The organism is Pseudomonas fluorescens (assembly GCF_902497855.1).
In the GTDB taxonomy this organism is placed as follows: domain Bacteria; phylum Pseudomonadota; class Gammaproteobacteria; order Pseudomonadales; family Pseudomonadaceae; genus Aquipseudomonas; species Aquipseudomonas fluorescens_BI.
Genome location: NZ_CABVHU010000016.1, coordinates 26,722 through 46,430 on the forward strand (window position 1 = coordinate 26,722; position 19,709 = coordinate 46,430).

18 protein-coding genes and 1 pseudogene are annotated in these 19,709 nt (G+C 57.7%); 10 read left to right on the forward strand and 9 right to left on the reverse strand.

Annotation, left to right across the window (positions count from 1 at the left end; translation table 11 throughout):
* Nucleotides 1–9 precede the first annotated feature (9 nt).
* From F8N96_RS26750 to fdhA, 6 genes are all read left to right on the forward strand, one after another.
* Nucleotides 10–1,260: a sarcosine oxidase subunit beta gene (locus F8N96_RS26750; protein ID WP_038981138.1), complete on the forward strand. Its 1,251-nt coding sequence runs from the start codon at nt 10–12 to the stop codon at nt 1,258–1,260.
* Nucleotides 1,261–1,274: 14 nt separating this feature from the next.
* The gene (locus tag F8N96_RS26755) at nt 1,275–1,604 is read left to right on the forward strand and encodes a sarcosine oxidase subunit delta (RefSeq protein WP_046818244.1); all 330 of its coding nucleotides are present in this window, start codon (nt 1,275–1,277) and stop codon (nt 1,602–1,604) included.
* On the forward strand, nt 1,601–4,618 hold the full coding sequence (locus tag F8N96_RS26760; protein ID WP_150800349.1) for a sarcosine oxidase subunit alpha: 3,018 nt from the start codon (nt 1,601–1,603) through the stop codon (nt 4,616–4,618). Before F8N96_RS26755 ends, F8N96_RS26760 begins: the two co-directional genes overlap by 4 nt.
* 138 nt (nt 4,619–4,756) lie before the next feature.
* Nucleotides 4,757–5,389, forward strand: a complete 633-nt coding sequence (locus tag F8N96_RS26765; RefSeq protein ID WP_150800350.1) for a sarcosine oxidase subunit gamma — start codon at nt 4,757–4,759, stop codon at nt 5,387–5,389.
* Nucleotides 5,390–5,515: 126 nt separating this feature from the next.
* Nucleotides 5,516–6,373: a formyltetrahydrofolate deformylase gene (gene purU, locus F8N96_RS26770; protein ID WP_064680161.1), complete on the forward strand. Its 858-nt coding sequence runs from the start codon at nt 5,516–5,518 to the stop codon at nt 6,371–6,373.
* 240 nt (nt 6,374–6,613) lie between these two features.
* Nucleotides 6,614–7,813 (forward strand): formaldehyde dehydrogenase, glutathione-independent, encoded by a 1,200-nt coding sequence (gene fdhA / locus F8N96_RS26775; protein WP_150800351.1) that lies wholly within the window; start codon nt 6,614–6,616, stop codon nt 7,811–7,813.
* A 42-nt stretch (nt 7,814–7,855) separates the two neighbouring features.
* On the opposite strand, the gene F8N96_RS26780 is transcribed toward fdhA, so the two are convergent.
* Nucleotides 7,856–8,878, reverse strand: a complete 1,023-nt coding sequence (locus tag F8N96_RS26780; RefSeq protein ID WP_150800352.1) for an RHS repeat-associated core domain-containing protein — start codon at nt 8,876–8,878, stop codon at nt 7,856–7,858.
* A 168-nt stretch (nt 8,879–9,046) separates the two neighbouring features.
* On the opposite strand from F8N96_RS26780, the pseudogene F8N96_RS35910 reads away from it, so the two are divergent.
* Nucleotides 9,047–9,127: pseudogene (locus tag F8N96_RS35910) on the forward strand (hypothetical protein); the annotation flags it as partial.
* A gap of 78 nt (nt 9,128–9,205) precedes the next feature.
* Here F8N96_RS35910 and F8N96_RS26785 read toward each other — a convergent pair.
* Nucleotides 9,206–10,315 carry an RHS repeat-associated core domain-containing protein gene (locus F8N96_RS26785; protein WP_150800353.1) on the reverse strand — a complete coding sequence of 370 codons (1,110 nt, stop codon included), beginning with the start codon at nt 10,313–10,315 and terminating at the stop codon, nt 9,206–9,208.
* Nucleotides 10,316–10,573: 258 nt separating this feature from the next.
* Between F8N96_RS26785 and F8N96_RS26790 the strand changes: the two genes are divergently transcribed.
* On the forward strand, nt 10,574–11,134 hold the full coding sequence (locus F8N96_RS26790) for a DUF2780 domain-containing protein (RefSeq protein ID WP_150800354.1): 561 nt from the start codon (nt 10,574–10,576) through the stop codon (nt 11,132–11,134).
* Nucleotide 11,135: 1 nt separating this feature from the next.
* Here the strand turns inward: F8N96_RS26790 and F8N96_RS26795 are convergent, their stop codons facing one another.
* Nucleotides 11,136–12,023: an acyltransferase gene (locus F8N96_RS26795; protein ID WP_150800355.1), complete on the reverse strand. Its 888-nt coding sequence runs from the start codon at nt 12,021–12,023 to the stop codon at nt 11,136–11,138.
* A gap of 304 nt (nt 12,024–12,327) precedes the next feature.
* On the opposite strand from F8N96_RS26795, the gene F8N96_RS26800 reads away from it, so the two are divergent.
* On the forward strand, nt 12,328–12,834 hold the full coding sequence (locus F8N96_RS26800; RefSeq protein ID WP_064680154.1) for an ATP-dependent zinc protease: 507 nt from the start codon (nt 12,328–12,330) through the stop codon (nt 12,832–12,834).
* A gap of 258 nt (nt 12,835–13,092) precedes the next feature.
* On the opposite strand, the gene F8N96_RS26805 is transcribed toward F8N96_RS26800, so the two are convergent.
* Both F8N96_RS26805 and F8N96_RS26810 read right to left on the reverse strand, forming a co-directional pair.
* Nucleotides 13,093–13,869 (reverse strand): RHS repeat-associated core domain-containing protein, encoded by a 777-nt coding sequence (locus F8N96_RS26805; protein WP_150800356.1) that lies wholly within the window; start codon nt 13,867–13,869, stop codon nt 13,093–13,095.
* 178 nt (nt 13,870–14,047) lie between these two features.
* A complete protein-coding gene (locus F8N96_RS26810; protein WP_150800357.1) occupies nt 14,048–15,103 on the reverse strand; it encodes an RHS repeat-associated core domain-containing protein in 1,056 nt (351 codons plus the stop codon).
* Between the two features lie 716 nt (nt 15,104–15,819).
* Between F8N96_RS26810 and F8N96_RS26815 the strand changes: the two genes are divergently transcribed.
* On the forward strand, nt 15,820–16,182 hold the full coding sequence (locus F8N96_RS26815; protein WP_150800358.1) for a DUF6124 family protein: 363 nt from the start codon (nt 15,820–15,822) through the stop codon (nt 16,180–16,182).
* A gap of 232 nt (nt 16,183–16,414) precedes the next feature.
* On the opposite strand, the gene F8N96_RS26820 is transcribed toward F8N96_RS26815, so the two are convergent.
* The 4 genes from F8N96_RS26820 to F8N96_RS26840 form a co-directional block, all read right to left on the reverse strand.
* Nucleotides 16,415–17,452, reverse strand: coding sequence for an RHS repeat-associated core domain-containing protein (locus F8N96_RS26820; protein WP_150800359.1), 1,038 nt, complete (start codon nt 17,450–17,452; stop codon nt 16,415–16,417).
* Between the two features lie 104 nt (nt 17,453–17,556).
* Entirely contained in the window at nt 17,557–18,186 is a 630-nt protein-coding gene (locus tag F8N96_RS26825) for a glutathione S-transferase (RefSeq protein ID WP_150800360.1), read from the reverse strand.
* Between the two features lie 172 nt (nt 18,187–18,358).
* Nucleotides 18,359–18,538: a hypothetical protein gene (locus F8N96_RS26835; RefSeq protein ID WP_150800361.1), complete on the reverse strand. Its 180-nt coding sequence runs from the start codon at nt 18,536–18,538 to the stop codon at nt 18,359–18,361.
* Entirely contained in the window at nt 18,535–19,665 is a 1,131-nt protein-coding gene (locus F8N96_RS26840) for a PepSY-associated TM helix domain-containing protein (RefSeq protein WP_150800362.1), read from the reverse strand. Before F8N96_RS26840 ends, F8N96_RS26835 begins: the two co-directional genes overlap by 4 nt.
* Nucleotides 19,666–19,709 lie beyond the last annotated feature (44 nt).

A 19,709-nucleotide genomic window follows, 5' to 3' on the forward strand; every position in this document is an offset into this window, starting at 1 on the left:
TAAATGACTATGCAACGCTATTCAGGCTTCGGCCTCTTCAAACACTCCCTCAGCCATCATGAAAACTGGCAGAAGATGTGGCGCACGCCGACCCCGAAAAAGGTCTATGACGTGGTCATCGTCGGCGGTGGCGGGCATGGTCTGGCGACCGCCTACTACCTGGCAAAAGAGCACGGCATCACCAACGTGGCCGTGGTCGAGAAAGGCTGGCTGGGCGGCGGTAACACCGCGCGCAACACCACCATCGTTCGCTCCAACTACCTGTGGGACGAGTCGGCGCACCTGTACGAACACGCGATGAAATTGTGGGAAGGCCTGTCCCAGGACCTGAACTACAACGTGATGTTCTCCCAGCGCGGCGTCTACAACCTGTGTCACACCCTGCAGGACATTCGTGATTCCGAGCGTCGGGTCAGCGCCAACCGCCTCAACGGCGTCGACGGTGAACTGCTCGATGCCAAGCAGGTTGCCGACGAGATTCCGTACCTCGACTGCTCGAAGAACACCCGCTACCCGGTGATGGGCGCCACCGTCCAGCGTCGCGGCGGCGTGGCCCGTCACGATGCCGTGGCCTGGGGCTTTGCCCGTGCCGCTGACGCATTGGGCGTCGACCTGATTCAACAGACCGAAGTGATCGGTTTCCGCAAGGAAAACGGCGTGTGCATCGGTGTTGAAACCAACAAGGGCTTCATCGGCGCCAAGCGCGTCGGTGTGGTCACTGCCGGTAACTCCGGGCACATGGCCAAGCTGGCCGGTTTCCGTCTGCCGATCGAATCCCACCCGCTGCAAGCGCTGGTGTCCGAGCCGATCAAGCCGATTATCGACAGCGTGATCATGTCCAACGCCGTACACGGTTACATCAGCCAGTCCGACAAGGGCGACCTGGTGATCGGCGCCGGGATCGACGGCTACAACGGCTACGGTCAGCGTGGTTCGTACCCGGTGATCGAGCACACCGTCCAGGCCATCGTCGAGATGTTCCCAGTGTTGTCCCGCGTACGCATGAACCGTCAGTGGGGCGGCATCGTCGACACCACGCCGGACGCCTGCCCGATCATCTCGAAAACCCCGGTCCCGAACATGTTCTTCAACTGCGGTTGGGGCACCGGCGGCTTCAAGGCCACACCTGGCTCGGGCAACGTGTTTGCCGCAAGCCTGGCCAAGGGTGAAATGCACCCGTTGGCCGCACCTTTCTCCATCGACCGTTTCCACAACGGTGCGTTGATCGACGAACACGGCGCTGCAGCAGTCGCCCACTAACAGGAGAAATCCCTATGTTGCATATCTTCTGTCCTCACTGTGGCGAACTGCGCTCCGAAGAGGAATTCCACGCATCCGGCCAGGCGCACATCCCGCGCCCACTGGATCCGAACAGCTGCACCGACGAGGAGTGGGGCGACTACATGTTCTTCCGCGATAACCCTCGCGGTCTGCACCACGAGCTGTGGGATCACGTCGCCGGTTGCCGTCAGTACTTCAACGCCACCCGTGACACCGTGACCTACGAGATTCTCGAAACCTACAAGATCGGCACCAAGCCACAATTCACCGACAAGACCGACAGCCCGAAAGCGGCCGCCACGGCTCTGGGAGAGAAGGTATGAGCCAGATCAATCGCCTGTCCAACGGCGGACGGATCGACCGCAACAAAGTGCTGAGCTTCACCTTCAACGGCCAGAGCTACAAAGGCTTTGAAGGCGACTCCCTGGCCGCCGCCCTGATCGCCAACGGTGTGGATATCATCGGTCGCAGCTTCAAGTATTCGCGTCCGCGCGGCATCTTCGCCGCCGGTGCCGAAGAGCCGAACGCGGTGCTGCAGATCGGCGCTACCGAAGCCACGCAGATTCCGAACGTGCGCGCCACGCAACAGGCGCTGTACCAAGGCCTGGTCGCCACCAGCACCAACGGCTGGCCAAGCGTGAACAACGACATGATGGGGATTCTCGGCAAGGTCGGCGGCAAGCTGATGCCGCCGGGCTTCTACTACAAAACCTTCATGTACCCGCAATCGTTCTGGATGACTTACGAGAAGTACATCCGTAAGGCTGCCGGCCTTGGCCGCTCGCCGACCGAGAACGATCCGGACACCTACGACTACATGAACCAGCACTGTGACGTGCTGATCGTCGGCGGTGGCCCTGCTGGCCTGGCCGCTGCACTGGCGGCTGCCCGCAGCGGTGCCCGGGTGATTCTCGCCGATGAACAGGAAGAGTTCGGCGGCAGCCTGCTCGATTCCCGCGAAAGCCTCGACGGCAAACCGGCCGTGGAATGGGTCGCCAGCGTCATCGACGAATTGAAAAATACCCCGGACGTGCTGCTGTTGCCGCGCGCCACGGTCAACGGTTACCACGACCATAACTTCCTGACCATTCATGAGCGCCTGACCGATCACCTCGGCGACCGCGCACCGATTGGCCAGGTGCGTCAGCGCATCCACCGGGTTCGCGCCAAGCGTGTCGTGCTGGCAACCGGCACTCACGAGCGTCCACTGGTCTACGGCAACAACGACGTGCCGGGCAACATGCTCGCCGGCGCTGTATCGACTTACGTGCGCCGTTACGGCGTGGCACCGGGCAAAAAACTGGTGCTGTCGACCAACAACGACCACGCCTATCGCGTGGCACTGGATTGGCTCGACGCCAGCCTGCAAGTCGTCGCCATCGCCGATGCCCGCAGCAATCCGCGCGGTGCGCTGGTTGAAGAAGCGCGCGCCAAAGGCATCCGCATCCTGACCGGCAGCGCCGTGATCGAAGCGCGTGGCAGCAAGCACGTGACCGCCGCTCGCGTTGCCGCGATCGATGTCAAGGCGCACACCGTGACCAGTCCTGGTGAGTGGCTCGAGTGCGACCTGGTTGCCAGCTCCGGCGGCTACAGCCCGGTGGTTCACCTGGCCTCGCACTTGGGCGGCAAGCCGATCTGGCGCGACGATATCCTCGGTTTCGTACCGGGTGAAGCACCGCAGAAACGCGTGTGTGTCGGTGGCATCAACGGCGTCTACGGTCTCGGCGATTCCCTGGCCGATGGTTTCGAAGGTGGCGCTCGCGCGGCCAGCGAAGCCGGTTTCAGTGGGGTCGAAGGCACCTTGCCCAAAGCCCTGAGCCGTGTCGAAGAACCGACGCTGGCGCTGTTCCAGGTGCCCCATGAAAAGAACTCTGCACGCGCGCCGAAGCAATTCGTCGACTTCCAGAACGACGTCACCGCTGGCGGCATCGAACTGGCGACCCGCGAAGGCTTCGAATCGGTCGAGCACGTCAAACGCTACACCGCACTGGGCTTCGGTACCGACCAGGGCAAGCTGGGCAACGTCAACGGCCTGGCCATCGCCGCCCGTTCGCTGAACGTGACCATCCCGCAGATGGGCACCACCATGTTCCGTCCGAACTACACGCCGGTGACCTTCGGCGCCGTGGCCGGTCGTCACTGCGGGCACATCTTCGAGCCGGTTCGTTTCACCGCGCTGCATCATTGGCACGTGAAGAACGGCGCCGAGTTCGAAGACGTCGGTCAGTGGAAACGTCCATGGTACTTCCCGAAAAACGGTGAAGACCTGCATACCGCCGTGAAGCGCGAATGCAAAGCCGTGCGCGACAGCGTCGGCCTGCTGGACGCTTCGACCCTGGGCAAGATCGACATCCAGGGCCCGGATTCCCGCGAGTTCCTCAACCGCATCTACACCAACGCCTGGACCAAGCTCGACGTGGGCAAGGCCCGCTACGGCCTGATGTGCAAAGAAGACGGCATGGTGTTCGACGACGGCGTAACCGCGTGCCTGGCCGACAACCATTTCGTGATGACCACCACCACCGGCGGCGCTGCACGCGTGCTGCAATGGCTGGAAATCTACCACCAGACCGAATGGCCAGACCTGAAGGTGTACTTCACTTCCGTGACGGACCACTGGGCAACCATGACCCTGTCCGGGCCGAACAGCCGCAAGCTGCTGGGCGAAGTCACCGACATCGATATCAGCAACGAAGCCTTCCCGTTCATGACCTGGAAAGAAGGTCTGGTCGGTGGTGTGCCGGCACGGGTGTTCCGGATTTCGTTTACCGGTGAACTGTCGTACGAAGTCAACGTGCAGGCCGACTATGCGATGGGTGTCCTGGAAAAAATTGTTGATGCCGGCAAGAAGTACAACCTGACGCCATATGGCACCGAAACCATGCACGTGTTGCGGGCAGAGAAGGGCTTCATCATCGTCGGTCAGGACACTGACAGCTCGATGACCCCGGACGACCTGAACATGGGCTGGTGCGTCGGTCGCACCAAACCGTTCTCCTGGATCGGTCAGCGTGGCATGAACCGTGAAGACTGCGTGCGTGATCAACGTAAGCAGCTGGTGGGCCTGAAGCCGATCGATCCGACCAAATGGCTGCCAGAGGGTGCGCAGTTGGTGTTCAACACCAAGCAGGCGATTCCGATGACGATGGTTGGTCACGTGACGTCCAGCTACCTGCACAACTCCCTGGGCTATTCATTTGCCATGGGTGTGGTCAAGGGCGGCCTGAAGCGCATGGGCGAGCGAGTGTTCGCACCGCTGGCCGATGGCAGCGTGATCGAGGCGGAAATCGTTTCTTCGGTGTTCTTCGATCCAAAGGGTGATCGCCAGAACGTGTAAGTCGATCGTTCCCACGCTCTGCGTGGGAATGCATCCCGGGACGCTCCGCGTCCCAAGAGCGGACGCAGAGCGTCCATGGCGGCATTCCCACGCAGAGCGTGGGAACGATCAACATGCGAATTCAGGAACAGGTGCTTTATGACCACAGCCAATGTGTACCAACAACGCCCAACCACCGGGGCCAAGGCCGAGTCGTCGTTGCATCATGCCGACCTCGCCAGCCTGGTGGGCAAGGGCCGTAAAAGCGCCGGCGTGATCGTGCGCGAGAAAAAACTCCTCGGCCACCTGACCATTCGTGGCGATGGCCACGATGCTGCGTTTGCCGCTGGCGTGCAAAAAGCGCTGGGCATTGAATTGCCAGGCGCGCTGACCGTCATCGTCAAAGGCGAAACCAGCCTGCAATGGATGGGGCCGGATGAATGGTTGCTGATCGTGCCGACTGGCGAAGAATTCGCCGTCGAGCAAAAACTGCGTAAAGCGCTGGGCAACCTGCACATCGCCATCGTCAACGTCAGCGGCGGCCAGCAGCTGCTCGAACTGAGCGGCCCGAACGTGCGCCAGGTGCTGATGAAATCCACCAGCTACGACGTGCACCCCAACAGCTTTCCGGTAGGCAAGGCGGTGGGCACGGTGTTTGCCAAATCGCAACTGATGATCCGCCACACCGCCGAAGACACCTGGGAACTGCTGATCCGTCGCAGCTTCTCGGATTACTGGTGGTTGTGGTTGCAGGATGCCGCCGCTGAATACGGGCTTAGCGTCCAAGCGTAACGATCGTTCCCACGCGCTGCGTGGGAATGCATCCCCGGACGCTCCGCGTCCCAAAGCGGACGCAGAGCGTCCATGGCGGCGTTCCCACGCAGAGCGTGGGAACGATCAGATAGGAGTCACCGCACTATGAGCCGCGCCCCAGACACATGGATTCTGACCGCCGATTGCCCAAGCGTCCTCGGCACCGTGGATGCGGTGACCCGCTTTCTGTTCGAGCAGGGCTGCTACGTCACCGAACACCACTCCTTCGATGACCGGCTCTCGGGCCGTTTCTTCATTCGTGTCGAGTTCCGCCAACCCGACGGCTTCGACGAACAGTCGTTCCGCGCCGGCTTGGAAGAGCGTGGCCAGGCCTTCGGCATGATCTTCGAGCTGACCGCGCCGAACTACCGGCCGAAAGTGGTGATCATGGTCTCCAAGGCCGATCACTGCCTCAACGACTTGCTCTACCGCCAGCGCATCGGCCAGCTGTCCATGGACGTGGCCGCCGTGGTGTCCAATCACCCGGACCTCAAGCCGTTGGCCGACTGGCACCAGATTCCCTATTACCACTTCCCCCTGGACCCGAACGACAAGCCGTCCCAGGAGCGTCAGGTCTGGCAAGTGATCGAAGAGTCCGGCGCCGAGCTGGTCATTCTTGCTCGTTACATGCAGGTCCTGTCGCCAGAGCTGTGCCGCAAACTCGACGGCAAGGCAATCAACATCCACCACTCCCTGCTGCCGGGTTTCAAGGGCGCCAAGCCGTATCACCAGGCCTACAACAAGGGCGTGAAACTGGTGGGCGCCACCGCGCACTACATCAACAACGACCTGGACGAAGGCCCGATCATCGCCCAGGGCGTGGAGGCTGTGGACCATAGTCATTACCCTGAAGACCTGATTGCCAAGGGGCGGGATATCGAAGGGCTGACATTGGCGCGGGCGGTGGGTTATCACATTGAACGACGGGTGTTCTTGAACGCCAATCGCACCGTCGTTCTTTAGATTTTTGGGGGCTGCTGCGCAGCCCATCGCCAGCAAGCCGGCTCCTACAGGGGATTTGTGCCTGGACACACATCTCAAACACACCAAAAACCCTGTAGGAGCTGGCTTGTCGGGTCGCCGCATCGCAGCGAAGAGGCCGTAACAAACAACACAAAGCCACAAGCAACAACCCAAGCAAACAACGCGCCGCCGATCCCGGGCGACGCGACCGCTACATAAAAACAACAGCGAGGTGAAAGCATGTCTGGTAATCGTGGTGTCGTGTATCTCGGCAATGGCCAGGTCGAAGTACAGAAAATCGACTATCCCAAAATGCAGGACCCGCGTGGCAGGAAGATCAATCACGCCGTCATCCTGCGTGTGGTTTCGACCAACATCTGTGGTTCCGATCAGCACATGGTGCGCGGTCGCACCACCGCCCAGACCGGCCTGGTACTGGGTCACGAAATTACTGGTGAAGTGATCGAGAAGGGCAGCGACGTCGAGAACCTGCAAATCGGCGACCTGGTCTCGGTGCCGTTCAACGTCGCTTGCGGGCGCTGCCGTTCCTGCAAGGAAATGCACACCGGTGTCTGCCTCAGCGTCAACCCAGCCCGTCCAGGCGGTGCCTACGGCTATGTCGACATGGGCGACTGGACCGGTGGCCAGGCCGAATACGCCATGGTGCCGTACGCCGACTTCAACCTGCTGAAACTGCCGGATCGCGATCGCGCCATGGAAAAAATCCGTGACCTGACCTGCCTCTCCGACATCCTGCCCACCGGTTACCACGGCGCAGTCACCGCCGGCGTTGGCCCGGGCAGCACCGTGTACATCGCGGGCGCCGGCCCGGTTGGTCTGGCAGCCGCCGCTTCCGCTCGCCTGCTGGGCGCGGCGGTGGTGATCATCGGTGACGTCAACACCGTCCGCCTGGCACACGCCAAGGCCCAGGGTTTCGAAATCGCCGACCTGTCCCTCGATACTCCGCTGCACGAACAGATCGCCGCATTGCTGGGCGAGCCGGAAGTGGATTGCGCCATCGACGCCGTAGGCTTCGAAGCGCGTGGTCATGGCCATGACGGCGTGAAGCACGAGGCTCCGGCCACCGTGCTCAACTCGTTGATGGGCGTGGTGCGTGTGGCTGGCAAGATCGGTATTCCAGGCCTGTACGTGACCGAAGATCCAGGTGCAGTGGATGCGGCCGCGAAAATGGGCGCCCTGAGCATTCGTTTCGGTTTGGGTTGGGCTAAATCCCACAGCTTCCACACCGGGCAGACGCCGGTGATGAAGTACAACCGTCAGTTGATGCAGGCGATCATGTGGGACCGTATCAACATCGCCGAAGTGGTGGGCGTTCAGGTGATCAGCCTGGATCAGGCACCACAGGGGTATGGTGAGTTTGATGCGGGTGTGCCGAAGAAGTTTGTGATTGATCCGCATAGGTTGTTTAGTGCGGCGTAAGGCCTAACGAAAAAAAACGGCGAACTTTTGTTCGCCGTTTTTTTAATCTATAGATGACGGACCTCGTCTTATGCTGCTTTGTCTCTCGGAGGGTTCATACAACCATAAGGATTGGTGGTAAGAAGGTAGCCCGTTATCTTCATATTTTTGGGGTGGCAAAGATGCAGAGTAGGGAGGGGGAAGATCGGAACTACCGCTTGAAGCAGATCCAATGCTATTTATAGGATTTATAGGATTTATAGGATTTATAGGATTTGTAGTTCGATTGTTACCATGCTGAAGTATGTATTCTCCCCCTTCAACGGTGTGCGCAAAAGGTCTTCTTTGTACGCGTACGGGTGGAGGCAAGTTAGGACGACCACTTTCAGACGTAGTTAATAGAACTTGTAAAATGGCAGGGCGGGGCGCTCCAGGGGGGCGTGATTCTGTCACAGCGAAAGCCAAAGAACCTTGGGTCGTCCAGGCTGGAGTTTTTGGGTGTATTTTTTTTCTCATCAATCCTATGTAACGCAGAAAAGCTTTCACCGAAGCCGGTGTATGCCCAGTAGGGTCCCTTCGATTCACCGGGTCCCCCACACAATACACATACCCATTCAACCCTCCCTCCCCAAACGGACTCCAACTGTCCGGACTATTGAATCGCATCAACACCGGATTAAACGCCCGATAGCCATTTCCCAATAGATAATGCGCGGTCACCGGATCGGGTCGCTCACCGTTGAAGCCGAGCAGGCTCAACATGCCGTCTTTCGGAGAACTATGGCCATAAGGTGTGTAGACGAAAGAATGAGGTGGCGCTGCGTCGAGAGCGTTCAACACTGAACGATGTTTGTCGGTAGCGAACAAAGTTGTGTTTACACCGCCGTTCTGGTGCAGTTTCTGCGCCAGCAGTTGTTCTTCGTGCTGCATGATCGAACGTTGCACCACACCCTGAACCTCGGTAGCCAGGTGATCTTTTAAGTAGAAGCGTCGGGTATTTGCTTGTGCTGACGGCATGCAACCAACCAGTCGGTCCAGTGGATCGTACTGATAACGGCAGAGCAAGGGTTCGCGGTGTCTGTCCATGAGCAGAGTTCCTTGAAGGACCGCCGATTCAGGGTTTCACTGTGACGAAATCGACCACGTTTGCCTACTAGAAGAACTGATAGGTCGACTGGAGCTTTGCGGCTATTCATGGCCTTCACAACCTTGTGCGGTTCGAACAAGCCTCGTTGCCACAAATGCCATTAGCCGCACGAACAGATCGCCGCACTGCTGGGCGAGCCGGAAGGGGATTGCGCCAGCGACACCGTAGGCTTCGAAGCGCGTGGTCATTTGAGTTGATCGGCCTCGGGTGTGCATCCGTGGTTAGGGTGATTTTGCTCCGGGAGCGCCGAAGAAATCTGTGATTTTTTATACGTGACCTCCAACTTGAAGTATGGTCACAGTTTTATCGTGTACTGAGAATATTACTCGTTCACTGTCACTTAGTCTTATTTGATACGTATTACGTTTGATGGCGACTTTGGTTTTTGTCAGGCGGACGGCGCCTAATAATTTTGCTGCCTCAATATAGCTTTTTCCGTCGTTGTGAATGGCATTCTGAAATTCATCAAATTTATTTTGTTCTGCTGTTGTAAGTTGACTAAATTTAGCGCCCTTTTTTGAGTAATTCCACGGACCCCGCTGCGGTTTTTCAGATACACTCGCTTTATGGCTTCTGGCCGTTTTATTGGCGGGGGATAGTTTGGAAGGGGCGTCTACTTGACTTGAATAAAGTCTTGCTTTATTTGGCGAATTCCGCTTTCCTGAAATAGGGGGCAGACTGTGAGCTTGAGTTGACCATGACGCGGCGGCATTGAAAGGGGCAGGAGGGGGGGCAGCAACCCGAATTATGTCGCTCGATTTATTTACAACAGCAGAGGATATGGTCGGGGAGTTTCCAAAATAGCGTATATAGGCGCCTTGGAGCCACTTCCGTAAACTCGTGAAATAATGCCCACTCGGATCGCTCCGATTTACCGGATCCCCCGCGCAATATGTATAGGCATTCAAACCTCCATCCCCGAATGGACTTAAATTATCCGGGCTGTTAAAGCGCATTAACACCGGGTTAAACGCCCGATAACCATTGCCCAACAAATAGCACCCCGTCACTGGATCTGGCCGTTCGCCGCTGAAGCCGAGCAGGCTGAGCAAGCCGTTTTCCGGAATACGGTGACCATACGGTGTGTAAGCGAGCCTATGCGGTCTGGTTGAGTCGAGGGCAGTCAACACTGAACGCTGCTGATCGGTGGCGAGCATGGTGGTTTCCAGGGTGCCGCCTTCACAGCGATGTTCCGCCAGCAGTTGATCCCCATGCTGCATGATCGAACGCTGCACCGCGCCTTGAACCTCGGTAGCCAGACGATCCTTGAGGTAGAAACGCTGAATGTTGGCTTGCGCGGACGTCGCGCAACTAATCAGTTGATCCAGTGGGTCGTACCGGTAATGGCAGAGTGGGATTTCGCGGCGAGCAGTCATGACTAGGGCTCCTGAAGGATCCATCTATCAAGGCTTCCACTGTGATGCAATCGGCCCGGGCTGCCTACTAGCAGAACTGCTAGGTTCGAACGGTGAAAACCGTTTCATCGAGCGGCATTCCTGGTTTCACGTTGTCTTCACGTGAGTGGGCGTAAAAAATGGGCGCAGCGCTGAGGAACATGCCGGCCAATACCCGGTCAAACCGGCAGTTTTTCCGTCTATCAACAGGCGGTTTTCATGGCACAAGAGGATGTCTGAATGAAGATTTCACGCGGTTTTGCACTGGCATCGCTCATGACCCTGGCCGCCAGCCCGGTCTTTGCTCAGTTCAGCCTGAGCGACGCGGCCGATGCCATTTCCGGCATGAAAGGCGATAACACCGCCGCCGCGGCCGCGCCCACCTCCGAAACGGCCAGCCTGCTGAGTGCGCTCAGCCAATTGAACGTCACGCCACAACAAGCCGTTGGCGGCACCAGTGCGATGCTGGGGCTGGCGAAGAATCAATTGAGTTCGACCGACTATTCCGAGCTGGCCAAAAGCGTACCGGGCATCGACAAGCTGTCGGGTGGTGGTGAACTGGGCGCGCTCGCCGGTTTGCTCGGCTCGTCCGGCAAGGCGGCCGGCCTGGACAACGCGCTGGGCGCCGTCAAGAGCACCAATGACCTGAACAACGCCTTCAGCGCCTTGGGCATGGACACTGGCATGATCGCCCAGTTTGCCCCGCTAATCCTGCAATACTTTGGTCAACAGGGCGTCGGCGGTTCGTTGCTGCAAAGCCTGGGCGGGATCTGGGGCGCCGGCACCGGCATCGGTAGCTGATTCAGCGGCGCTCGGCGCGCAAGGCGTCGATACGCCGGTCCTTTTCGATCCAGAGCTGGTTGACCCAGTTCTGGAGCGTTTCGCGAAACACCGGATCGTTCTGGTAGTCGCCCCGCCACAGCGCCGGGTCGAGTTCGCGGGTCTGGATGTCGACGATCACCCTTGGCACGTTGCCGCTGATCAAGTCCCAGAACCCCGGAATCTGCTGCTGCGGGTACACCACCGTCACATCGAGAATGGCGTCCAGCTGTTCGCCCATCGCCGCCAGCACGAACGCCACGCCACCCGCCTTGGGTTGGAGCAGGTGGCTGAAGGGTGATTGCTGCCGGGTGCTTTTCGCGGCGGTGAATCGCGTGCCTTCCAGGTAATTGACCACCGTCACCGGCTGGCGCTTGAACAGCTCGCAGGCAGCCTTGGTGATCTCCAGGTCCTTGCCGGCCAGCTCCGGGTTCTTCGCCAGGAACGCCTTGGTGTAGCGCTTCATGAACGGGTAATCCAGCGCCCACCAGGCCAGCCCGAGGAAGGGCACCCAGATCAATTCTTTCTTGAGGAAGAATTTGAAGAACGGCGTTCGTCGATTCAGGGTCTGGATCAGCGCGGGGATATCGACCCAGGATTGATGGTTGCTGATCACCAGGTACGAGGTGTCGCGGCGCAGGTTCTCGCCGCCGCGAATGTCCCATCGGGTGGGGATGCACAGCTGGAAGATCAGCTTGTCGACCTCGGCCCAGGTCTCGGCGATCCACATCACCGCCCAGGAAGCGTAATCGCGAAAACGCCCGGGCAGCACCAGCTTGAGCAAGGCGAACGCCATCAGCGGCCCGAACAGGACCAGGGTGTTGAGCAACAGCAGCAGGGTAACGAAACAGCCGGTGAGCAGGCGGCGCATAGGTAACTCTTGAAAGCGTTTGGGCGCGCCATGATAGGCAGCTTCGGTCGAGAGGCCAAATCGACGCTGACAAATGTTTCACCTTTGACCCGCTAACCTCCCTCCACTGATCGTTCCCTCGCGCCGTGTGGAAGGCTGCTTACCGATCGTTCCCACGCTCTGCGTGGGAATGCCTCTTGTGACGCTCTGCGTCACGCTTTGGTACGCGGAGCGTCCCCAACTGCATTCCCACGCAGAGCGTGGGAACGATCTAATCGATAACGGTCTAAAATCCCGCTGCCCACTCTTCAAGGAAGCCCATTACGTGAAATCCCTCCTTGCACTGCTCTCCCTGGTGGCCCTGCCCATCCTGGCCGCCGAGCCGACCCTTTACGGCCGCTACGAATACATCGCCTTGCCGGAAATCGGCGGCGAAGTGCTCAAGGCCAAAATGGACACCGGCGCCCTGACCGCGTCGCTGTCGGCCAAGGACATCGAAACCTTCACCCGCGACGGCGACGAGTGGGTACGTTTCCGCCTTGGCACCAAAGATGCGAGCAACAAGGTCTACGAACACAAGGTTGCGCGGATCAGCAAGATCAAGACCCGCTCGGAAGAGGGCGACGATGATGACGAAGACGTCGCCCCCACCAAGCGGCCAGTGGTTGATCTGGAGTTGTGCCTGGGCAACGTCAAGCGCACGGTCGAGGTCAACCTGACCGATCGCAGCAGCTTTAACTATCCGTTGCTGATTGGGGCAAAGGCGTTGCGTGAGTTTGGGGCGGCGGTGAATCCGGCTCGGCGGTTTACGGCGGATAAGCCGGATTGTTGAGCAGGTTCTTTGACGATGCTGCGTCTACAGATTTCATTCAGGCCCGGATGTGAGTAGCCAACCTCTATGTGTCTTGCCTGATTTTGGTGTTTGAGATTCCTGTGTTAACTATCTTTCTGGTTTGCGCATCGGGGGGAAAGGACAACTCCGATCGCGAGGCGGCAAGGTAGTTCAAATGGCGGCCCGTTCGATCTCTGGCTAGATTGAGAACTAATCGTCCATCCTGCGGGTTGTTTTCAGGCGAATTAAGGAGTTTTTCTACCTGTTTATTAGGTTTGGGTGTTTCTGGGGATGGGTAGTCAGGTCAAGTGAATTTTTGCGACCAGGTTGGCTAGTGCCCGGAAATTCAGATGTGAATTTTGCAAGGTTAGCTTCATATTTCGCATCGCTTGTATGTTGGCTTGCAGAGATCGGTGCAGCGACAGTAGTCGGGTTTCTAAATTTTTTTGGTGTTCTACCGAATATGTTTTTAATCCCCTTCCACAGACTTCTAAATAGGTGCGAATGCCCTGAAGGATCGCTTCCAAGTACCGGTTCTCCTGCGCAATATGAAAACGCATTCACCCCCCCTTCTCCAAACGGACTCCAACTGTCCGGACTGTTGAATCGCATCAATACTGGGTTGTACTGCCGATACCCACTGCCCAAATGATAGTGCCCGGTCACCGGATCCGGCCGTTCGCCATTGAAACCCAGCAAACTGAGTAAACCATTCTCCATCGGACGATGACCATAGGGTGTGTAAGCAAGGGGATGAGGCTGGGTCGCGTCGAGTACACTCAATACCGAACGTTGTTGATCCGTCGCCAGCAGCGCGGCGGCCATCTTGCCACCCTCGCGCTGTTGCTGCGCCAACAGCTGGTCGTTGTACTGCACGATGGTGCGTTGCACCGCGCCCCGCATTTCAGTGGCTAGGCGTTTCTTGCAGTAATAGCGCTGGATGGTCGCCTGTTCGAAGGGCGTGCATTCGACCAGGCGATTGAGCGAGTCGTAGTGGTAGCGACACAACAGCGTTTCGCGGATAGAGGTAGGCATTGACTGAGCTCCGTGCAAGGTCCAAAAAGCCAAGCCTTTAGCATCGTTATTTTTTCTGTCGTTGCCTACTATCAGAACTGCTAGGGGATCGGCTAGGCGGTGGAGTCGGAGGAGATCCATGAGTGGATCTGCTGGATTGTGGCAGGATCAGTATGGATAAGGCGGTCGCGGTGTTCCTTCATTGCTTTCTTATGTCGTAAGCAATCTTCGGCCATTTGTCTGGGTTGAAATTGCTCATACGACTCGGAGTGTTCTTACGAAGAGTCAACAAATATGAAACTGCACGTTTGAGCTCGTTTTGGCTTTCTTGTCGGGATAACTCCACGTTCCAGCGTTCGTTGTCGGTCAGATGTTTAGAATAGCTTTCATCCGTGAGTAACTCATTAGTTATATTTTTGTTTTTGAGAGTTTTTCTAATGTGTCTGTCGGCTCTGAGGAGATATTCAGTACCATTTTCTCCTGGTTTTAACTCCTCCAGAAAGCCGACTTTTTTTCGAAGGGATAACTCGCTGGCGAGGATGGCTTTCGGATCTTTGCCAGCTCCTTTAGCAATTTGGTCAAGCTTGGCTTTTCCTAGGAATGTAGTATCCACTATTTTGTTTGCTGCTTTTTGTAACTGTGATTTTCCTAAGTGAGGGGCTTTCATTAATTTGTAACTATTAAAAAAGATATCATCGAATTGCATTGCGAGAAAAATTCCAGAGTGACCACTTGGATCTCTTTGACTAATCGGGTTGCCAGCACAATAGGCGTAGGCGTTCAATCCACCTTTCCCAAATGGGCTCCAGCTGTCCGGGCTGTTAAAGCGCATCAACACCGGATTGAACTGCCGATATCCATTCCCCAGGTGATAATGCCCAGTCACCGGATCCGGCTGTTCACCGTTAAACCCGAGCAAACTGAGTAAGCCATTCTCCGTCGGACGATGACCATAAGGCGTGTAGGCAAGGTGACGAGGCTGGGTCGCGTCGAGTGCATTCAATACTGAACGTTGTTGATCAGTCGCCAGTAGCGTGGCGAACGCTTTGCCGTTCTCGTGCTGCTGTTGCGCCAATAGTTGGTCGTCGTGCTGCACGATGCTGCGCTGCACACCGCCTTGTGTTTCGGTGGCCAGACGGGTTTTGCAGTAATAGCGCCGGATGGCGGATTGTTCAAAGGGTGTGCTATTGACCAGGCGATCAAGCGGGTCGTAGTGGTAGCGAGCCAGGAGGGTTTCACGAATGGAGGTAGGCATTGACTGAGCTCCGTGCAGGGTCGAAAAAGCCGAGCCTTCAGCATCAATTCTTTTTCAGTCGTTGCCTACCTATCAGAACTGCTAGGGGATTGGCCCTTTCGGTACTCTTGCACCTCAACTGAACAGAAGAGGGGCGTACTTCTGCGAACAAATGTGTGCGAGCTTGCTCGCGATAAGGCCGGTATAAACAGCGCAGATCTTGGCCCCGGCATCGTCGTTGGCGTCAACCATCGCTGGAGAACTTAAAAATACGGCGCGGCGAGCTGCGGATCTCTTCGTGTCTGTTGCGATCGCGGAAGGTGACCGCTTTTTTGATTCAATGAGTCTTTCCCGTCCAGGGTCCGCACAGGGGATTTCTCTCGTCAAAAAGTAAGTTTTCCTACAGGAAAAACTGGCCTCCTACAGGGCAAATCCCTTCCTTTTGCAGGACGTTTCCTAGATTATTCCGCACGCTTGCGCCGACAGATTTCCGTGCCTAGTCTTCGTCCGTCACTGCTCATCAGTGATCGGGTTTAGTCGCCCGGATCTTTCTAGGCGCACAGCGCCACCTCATTCCAGGTGTTTTCATTGCCTGAAAGTTATGGTGGCTGTGCGCAGGGCACCCTCGGGTGCGCCGGGTTGCCTAGAGACCGGTCGACTAACCTGCGTGCAGCCGCCACCCCTGTTCGTTTAGTCGCGATATCGGTTGGCTCCAATTAGCTCTAGGAGTTTTACCAATGAAAAAATCTGTCCCCGATCCACCTCTAGAAACGTCCACCCAAGGCAAACCCACCGACGATCCGCCAAGAGACCGTTCCGCCCTTTATCGTGCGATCGATTTCTACCTTACCGGAGAACAGCCTTCGGCACCGGATGAACTGCGGTTCTACAACGTCAGCGACGACGTGAGCTTCGAAGATACCCAACTCTATATCGCCGACCTGCTGCGTTGTGCCTCGGTCACCGCCTATCAATGCGGCGATCACCTCAAAGGCGCGGACAGGGCCATGGTGTTTTCTGTCTGGCATTTGCTGGAGATCGCCAAGGCCATGGTTGATCGATCGATTGATTGTCTGGGGATGAAGCACACCCGGGACTGATTCAAGTCGTTGGTTGTTGCTGATATTGCTTTCGCGAGCAGGCTCGCTCCCACAGAAAACTTGAGGCAGGCAAAAAATAATATAGGAAATGACTTTTACGGAAAACAAAGCAGGACAGATTTGTTGGGTTAAAATCTGTCCCGCTGCTTTGCTCTAGTATTTAAATAAATCTGCCCACTTAATGACTCTTAATTCTTTTGTTGGTTGAGTTGATGTTTGTGCTTCATGTGTTTTAAGAGGTGCGGATGTTTGTTGTTGTTGTGGTGTGCGTAGAGTTACGAGAGGAGCTGTAATACTCTCTGTAACTTGAGTTTGTATCAAAAGTAATATTTCGGTTCCCTGTCGAGTGGCTAGCACCGATATTGGCGCTGTTTCTAGTTAATGTGGTTGGTTCTGTTTCACTAACATAAGTGGCTACGAAGTTTGAGCGGGATCGAATTGAATCACCCCGGGAGGATGGAGGTTTTCTTGCGGTCGGCCTATAGGGGGCGGCTGGTGGAGTTAAATCCTGCAAAGGAAATGAAGAACGTCGTGGAGGCGGCGTATAAGGGGCACGCGATAAGCCTCCCGATTTTGACAAAACCGGCATTAATCCCCCAGCTGTCAGGAACACACCAAAACCGATCAGTGCTACACCGGCAACAAAAGATAGCGGTGAGGGGTCTTTGTCAGACAATATTATGGAACCTCCCACGATACTGCCAATACCCCCAGCAAGTAGAACAAGGCTCAAGAATGAATGTCCATTTGGATCCGCTTTGTTAACGGGATCTCCCACGCAATACGTATACGTATTCAATCCACCCTCCTTAAACGGACTCCAGCTGTCCGGACTGTTAAACCGCATCAACACCGGATTGAACTGCCGATAACCATTGCCCAAATGATAATGCCCGGTCACCGCATCCGGCCGTTCGCCGGTGAATCCGAGCAAGCTGAGCAATCCATTTTCCGGTGGTCGATGACCGTAGGGTGTGTAAGCAAGGGGATGAGGCCGGTCCGCGTCGAGTGCATTCAATACCGAACGTTGTTGATCGGTCGCCAGCAGCGAGGCGGTCATCTTGTCGCCCTCGCGCTGCTGTTGCGCCAACAGTTGATCGTCGTGCTGCACAATTGTGCGTTGCGTTGTGCCTTGAAGTTCGGTGGACAGGCGTGTCTTGCAGTAATAGCGCTGGATAGCCGCCTGTTCAAGCGGCGCGCAATCGACCAGGCGATCGAGCGGGTCGTAGTGGTAGCGACCCAAGAGTATTTCGCAAGTAGAGGTAGGCATTGACTGAGCTCCGTGCAAGGTCGAAAAAGCCGAGCCTTCAGCATCAAGCCTTTTTCAATCTATGCCTACCTATCAGAAGTGCTAGGGTTTGGCCCTGTCCGGCTTCAAACCTTCGGCATCGTCGCCAGCATCGACGCCCGCTGACTCACCTCGAAGTACCAGCCCGCCAGCTTGGGATTCGCTTCACGCCAGTCCAGGTCCGGGTGGCGCAAATCCAGATATCCCAACGCACAGGCCACGCTGATCGCGGCCACATCGAAATGACTGGTCAGCTCGGCAATCGCGTCTTTTTCCAGCAGCGCCAGCGTACGGCGGATTTTGTCGCGTTGGCCGTCCAGCCATTCGTTCCAGTGTTTCTCCGGGGCGCGCAGGGCCACTTCGTAGCGGGTCAGCACCGCGGCGTCCATGATGCCGTCGGCCATGGACGCCAGGGTCATGCGGCGCCAGCGGGCCGAGCCGTCGCGGGGGATCAGCGGGTTGCCGACGTGCTGGTGATCGAGGTAATCGAGGATGACCCGGCTGTCATGGATGACGTTGCCGTCGGCCAGGCGCAGGGCGGGGATTTTGCCCAGGGGGTTGTCGTCGATAAGTGCAAGGTCCGGTTCGACGGGCGTCAGCACGCAGTTTTGCAGGGCCACGCGGTTTTGTTGACCGGTTTCGTGGAGCAACACCATGACTTTGCGAACGAAGGGGGATAGGGGGTTGTGGTAGAGGGTCATGCTGGGGGCGGACATGGCGGCGTCTCGGTCGGGGGGAGTGTCGGCAGCATAGCGCGTAATTTTTGCGAACCGAACTCTGTAGGAGCCGGCTTGCCGGCGAAGGCGTCTTCGAATCTTGCGCCAGGCTTGAGGGCGCTTTCGCCGGCAAGCCGGCTCCTACAGGGGGGGGTGATGATGACACATAACGTCAGGGGCGTTGCAGCAAGCCGCGCAGGGCGAGGATTGCGGGGACGCCCAGGCCCAGCCAGCTCAGGGCATCCCATACGCCATCGCCCAGCAACGCGGCGAACAACCCTGCGCCGCTGAGCAGGGCGATGACGGTCGGGGTGGCGAAGACTTTCCAGAAGTTCGACTGCCGCGGCTTCATGCTTGAGCCTCCGCCTGTTCAAGCACAGGTTTGGCCGCCTTGCGCCGTACCACCCACAGGTAAACGCCGCTGCCGAGCACGATGATGGTCAGCACATCCAGGGTCGCCCAGAGGATTTTCATCGGCATGCCGCCGTAGTCACCGAAGTGCAGCGGCTGCGACATGCCCATGGCGTCCATGTACCACGGCCGTTCGGCCACGGCGGTGACTTGCAGGGTGCTGGCGTCGATCAGCACCGGCGTCAGCAGATGCGAAGTCAGGTGGGTGCTGCCTTTCATGAACACGGCGTAATGGTGTTCGCTGGAAAAGCGGGTCCCGGGGAAGGCGATGAAGTCCGGTTGCATGCCGGGCGCGACGTCTTTGGCGATCTCGAGCAGACGGGTGGCAGGCGCCAGTTGCGTCAGCGCTGGTGCGTCGCGGTAGGGTGCGATCATTGCGCTGAGGCTGTCGTTGCGCCAGGCGGCGATCAGCAGGTCGGCGCAGGCGCTGATGACGCCGGTCACGCCGACTACAAGCGCCCAGGTCAGCGTCACCACGCCGATCAGGTTGTGCAAGTCGAGCCAGCGCAGGCGGGTGGATTTGTCCTGGCGCACGGTGGCGAATTTCAAGCGCCGCATGAACGGCAGATACAGCACGGCTCCGGAGACGATCGCGATCACGAACAGCAGCCCCATGAACGCCAACAACAACTTGCCCGGCAGGCCGGCGAACATGTCCACGTGCAGGCGCAGCATCACCATCATGAAGCCGCCGTTGGCCGACGGCATTTCCAGCGCTTGCCCCGTGCGGGCGTCGAGCATGAAGGTGTGCGACGAGTTCGGCTCGGTGCCGGCAGTGGCCGCCATGATTGCGATCGCGGCGTTGGGCTCGTCTTCCTCGAAGCCGAAGTACTGCATGACTTCGCCGGGACGATGTTTTTCTGCCGCCTGCACCAACTGCTGCAGATTCAGCTGCGGGGTGTCCGCCGGCATGGGCTGCAACTCGGCGGCATCGCCCAGCAGGTGGTCGATCTCGTGATGGAAGATCAGCGGCAGGCCGGTCAGTGCCAGCATCAGCAGGAACAGGGTGCAGATCAGGCTGGTCCAGGTATGGACGAAGGACCAGCGGCGAATTGTTTTACTTTTCATTTCATGGCCTTCGAAAATACCAAAGCCGTCCTCGAAGGACGGCC

Coding starts and splice junctions, on each gene's coding strand:
- F8N96_RS26760 (WP_150800349.1), top strand. CDS start 1,601: ATGAGCCAGATCAATCGCCTGTCCAACGGCGGACGGATCGACCGCAAC.
- F8N96_RS26790 (WP_150800354.1), top strand. CDS start 10,574: ATGAAGATTTCACGCGGTTTTGCACTGGCATCGCTCATGACCCTGGCC.
- F8N96_RS26840 (WP_150800362.1), bottom strand. CDS start 19,665: ATGAAAAGTAAAACAATTCGCCGCTGGTCCTTCGTCCATACCTGGACC.
- fdhA (WP_150800351.1), top strand. CDS start 6,614: ATGTCTGGTAATCGTGGTGTCGTGTATCTCGGCAATGGCCAGGTCGAA.
- F8N96_RS26785 (WP_150800353.1), bottom strand. CDS start 10,315: ATGACTGCTCGCCGCGAAATCCCACTCTGCCATTACCGGTACGACCCA.
- F8N96_RS26780 (WP_150800352.1), bottom strand. CDS start 8,878: ATGGACAGACACCGCGAACCCTTGCTCTGCCGTTATCAGTACGATCCA.
- F8N96_RS26750 (WP_038981138.1), top strand. CDS start 10: ATGCAACGCTATTCAGGCTTCGGCCTCTTCAAACACTCCCTCAGCCAT.
- F8N96_RS26755 (WP_046818244.1), top strand. CDS start 1,275: ATGTTGCATATCTTCTGTCCTCACTGTGGCGAACTGCGCTCCGAAGAG.
- F8N96_RS26805 (WP_150800356.1), bottom strand. CDS start 13,869: ATGCCTACCTCTATCCGCGAAACGCTGTTGTGTCGCTACCACTACGAC.
- F8N96_RS26765 (WP_150800350.1), top strand. CDS start 4,757: ATGACCACAGCCAATGTGTACCAACAACGCCCAACCACCGGGGCCAAG.
- F8N96_RS26835 (WP_150800361.1), bottom strand. CDS start 18,538: ATGAAGCCGCGGCAGTCGAACTTCTGGAAAGTCTTCGCCACCCCGACC.
- F8N96_RS26810 (WP_150800357.1), bottom strand. CDS start 15,103: ATGCCTACCTCCATTCGTGAAACCCTCCTGGCTCGCTACCACTACGAC.
- F8N96_RS26795 (WP_150800355.1), bottom strand. CDS start 12,023: ATGCGCCGCCTGCTCACCGGCTGTTTCGTTACCCTGCTGCTGTTGCTC.
- F8N96_RS26825 (WP_150800360.1), bottom strand. CDS start 18,186: ATGTCCGCCCCCAGCATGACCCTCTACCACAACCCCCTATCCCCCTTC.
- F8N96_RS26820 (WP_150800359.1), bottom strand. CDS start 17,452: ATGCCTACCTCTACTTGCGAAATACTCTTGGGTCGCTACCACTACGAC.
- F8N96_RS26815 (WP_150800358.1), top strand. CDS start 15,820: ATGAAAAAATCTGTCCCCGATCCACCTCTAGAAACGTCCACCCAAGGC.
- purU (WP_064680161.1), top strand. CDS start 5,516: ATGAGCCGCGCCCCAGACACATGGATTCTGACCGCCGATTGCCCAAGC.